The following is a 2444-nucleotide window of genomic DNA, read 5'->3' on the forward strand; positions in this document are numbered from 1 at the left end:
ATTTATCAACCCTCCTTAAGCATGAGGCTTTGGAGCTTTTTTAGGAATCCTTTTAATGGAATCATTTGCACAACTTTTCGAAGAGTCCTTACAGAATATTGAAACCCGTCCAGGTTCAATGGTTAAAGGTACTATTGTTAAAATCGACAACGGCTTTGTTATTGTTGACACTGGCTTAAAGTCAGAGTCTGCAATCCCACAGGAGCAGTTCTTAAATGCTTCAGGTGAGTTAGAAGTTAAGGTTGGCGATACTGTTGACGTAGCTTTAGAGTCTGTTGAGTCAGGCGACGGTGAAACTCAGGTTTCTCGCGAAAAGGCAAAGCGTAACGAAGCTTGGATCAAGTTAGAAGACGCTTTCAACAAGAACGAAACTGTTGTTGGTATCATCGATGGCAAGGTAAAGGGTGGCTTCACCGTACAGTTAGGCGGTATCCGCGCATTCTTACCTGGTTCATTAGTAGATGTACGTCCTGTACGTGACACTGCACACATCGAAGGCAAAGAGCAGCAGTTCAAGGTTATCAAGTTAGACCAGAAGCGCAACAATGTTGTTGTTTCACGTCGTGCTGTTATCGAGACTGAAAGCTCAGCTGATCGTGAGAACGTATTAGCTAACTTAGCTGAAGGTCAGACTGTTAAGGGTATCATCAAGAACCTTACCGATTACGGTGCATTCGTTGACCTTGGTGGCGTTGATGGCTTATTACACATCACTGACATGGCTTGGAAGAGAGTTAAGCACCCTTCAGAGATCGTTGCAGTTGGTGAGGAAGTTACTGTTAAGGTTCTTAAGTTCGACCGTGAGCGTTCACGCGTATCTTTAGGCTTAAAGCAGTTAGGTGAAGATCCATGGGCAAACATTGCAGCTCGCTTCCCAGAGAATTCTGAGATCGAGGGTAAGGTTACCAACTTAACCGATTATGGTTGCTTCGTTGAAATCGCTGATGGCGTTGAAGGCTTAGTACACGTATCAGAGATGGATTGGACCAACAAGAACTGCCACCCATCTAAGATCGTTTCAGTTGGCGACAAGGTAAAGGTTAAGGTTCTAGAGTTAGACGAGGAGCGTCGTCGTATTTCTTTAGGCTTAAAGCAGTGCAAGGCAAATCCTTGGATCGAGTTTGCTGAGTCTCACTCAAAGGGTGAGAAGGTAACTGGTAAGATCAAGTCAATCACTGACTTCGGTATCTTCATCGGTTTAGATGGCGGTATTGATGGTTTAGTACACTTATCAGACATCTCATGGCAGCAGGCTGGTGAAGAAGCTGTTCGCAACTTCAAGAAGGGTGACGAAATCACCGCTATCGTTCTTCAGGTAGATCCAGAGCGTGAGCGTATCTCATTAGGCTTAAAGCAGATCTCTGAGGATCCATTTGCAGATTACTGCGCATCACACCGTAAGGGTTCAGTTGTAACCGGTAAGGTTACCGAAGTTGATGCACGTGGTGCAACTGTTGAATTAGCAGAAGGCATTACCGGCTACATCAAGGCTTCAGACTTATCACGTGATCGCGTTGACGATGCAACTACTGTTGTTTCAGTTGGCGACGAGATCGAAGCTAAGTTCGTAAACGTTGATCGTAAGACCCGTCAGATCACCTTATCAGTTCGTGCTAAGGATGAGGCTGAGGAGAAGGAAGCTTTAGAGTCTGTAAACCAGAAGGCAGCTGAGCCTACAACTACTACTATGGAAGCAGCTTTCGCTGCTGCTAAGAAGCAGTAATAAGCTCTTAAAGCTATAAAGAAGGCCCTGCATTGCAGGGCCTTTTCGTATCTATTAACTTCCGATAAAAGTAAGGTCTATCCTAGTTTTGCACCTTTAATAATAGCACCTGTCTTAGAATAATTAATATATTCAGTATTAGGTGATGATTTAATGTCTGCTTCTAAATAGTCTCTGTATAAGGCAAAAGACTTAAGCGTATTCTGATACTGACCATCATTGCATAATATTTTTATGAATGATCCATAGTTCTTTTTTGTATCCTTTTCAGAAACTTCATTATATAAATTACCAGCATGAGTTGTATTGCCCTTGTATGCAAAATCACAGCCGAACAGATGGATCTTCTTTGGAGAAACTCTTTTTAAGATTGCTGTTGTTTCTAAAAGAACAGATCCTGCAAATTTAATAAAGTTCTTAAGTTCACAATCTATTTCAGGAACAATCTTCACATCATTGTCATCAAATATGTATTTTATTGGACCTGGATAGTCTTCGATAAAAGCCTGTTCAGAATGAGCAGAGCATATTAAAAATGTATTTTTGAAATTATCTTTATTTTTGAGGATCAGGTTTTTGAACTGCACATAAACGATAGGATCATGCGATACGATAATATCAGGAATGATATTGTAATTGTTTAAGCATGCAAGAGCTGTATCAACAGCAACTGTTTTGATACCTTTTGACTGAAGCTCTTTGATTTTTTCAATGTTATCTT

Annotated in this window: 2 protein-coding genes; one reads left to right on the forward strand and one right to left on the reverse strand. The window is 41.3% G+C overall.

Going from position 1 to position 2444, the window contains the following annotated elements; all coding sequences use genetic code 11:
* Positions 1 to 55: 55 nt before the first annotated feature.
* Positions 56 to 1723, forward strand: a complete 1668-nt coding sequence (rpsA, locus tag ACJML3_RS02400) for a 30S ribosomal protein S1 (protein WP_406020278.1) — start codon at positions 56 to 58, stop codon at positions 1721 to 1723.
* A 77-nt stretch (positions 1724 to 1800) separates the two neighbouring features.
* Here rpsA and ACJML3_RS02405 read toward each other — a convergent pair.
* The coding region (locus ACJML3_RS02405; RefSeq protein ID WP_406020280.1) for a 6-hydroxymethylpterin diphosphokinase MptE-like protein at positions 1801 to 2444 on the reverse strand (644 nt) is incomplete at its 5' end.

The sequence above is a fragment of the Succinivibrio sp. genome (assembly GCF_045124615.1).
In the GTDB taxonomy this organism is placed as follows: domain Bacteria; phylum Pseudomonadota; class Gammaproteobacteria; order Enterobacterales; family Succinivibrionaceae; genus Succinivibrio; species Succinivibrio faecicola.

What these genes read in the sequence shown, in the direction of transcription:
- rpsA (WP_406020278.1), top strand. Translation starts at nt 56, where the DNA reads ATGGAATCATTTGCACAACTTTTCGAAGAGTCCTTACAGAATATTGAA.